1 protein-coding gene is annotated in these 695 nt (G+C 59.7%); it reads left to right on the forward strand.

What is annotated here, in order from left to right; translation table 11 throughout:
* Nucleotides 1-114: 114 nt before the first annotated feature.
* Complete coding sequence (locus AC1D34_RS38145; protein WP_441508860.1) at nucleotides 115-627, forward strand: HAD family hydrolase; 513 nt, start codon at nucleotides 115-117, stop codon at nucleotides 625-627.
* Nucleotides 628-695 lie beyond the last annotated feature (68 nt).

Here is a 695-nt window from a genome sequence, read left to right on the forward strand (position 1 = left end):
GTGATTACGGCCAAGGATGACGCGGACAACATCAGGGCCAGCGCTTAGAAAAGTGCACCAAAAGGCCGAAGACATGACCGCTCCCACGATCCTCGCCGCGCCAAAGAAATCCCCTTGATCAAAGGGCGCCGTCCAGACATGACAACGCCGTCGCGAGAGATGGCCACCCCCGCAACGGAAGAAGAGCTGGTAAGGCTCGAAGCTGACGTCGCGGCGGAATGTGCTTCAACGCGGCTGCGACCAAGTATGGATCTGGTGTGGTCCGCCTTGCGTCGAGCCGGTCTCAAAATCGCGATCTGCTCCAATCTCGCCCGCCCTTATGAGCAGGCCTTGCTGGATCAGCTGCCTGGTCCACCCGATGCGGTTGTGTTGTCGTTTCGCGTGGGGCTGAAGAAGCCCCAGCAGCAGATCTACCGGTTGGTGTGCAGCCAACTAGCCCTGCAGCCGTCCGAGGTCTTGTTCACTGGCGACGAACTCGAAGCCGACGTCTTTGGACCAGGCACCATCGACGCGCTGGCGATGCCAATCGAGGAGTTCGAGAGCTCATATTCGAGGCGCGCATCCAGCTTTGCGCCAAGTGAAATCACCGAACTTTTCGACCGGATTTCCGCGGCAAGGGCGGCCTGACTCGGCCGCCTGTGGCTCTAGCTTCTCCGATTCAAACGTACGGAGGCAGAATGCGCTTACTCGTACTG

Source organism: Allobosea sp. P1_A7, assembly GCF_056406775.1.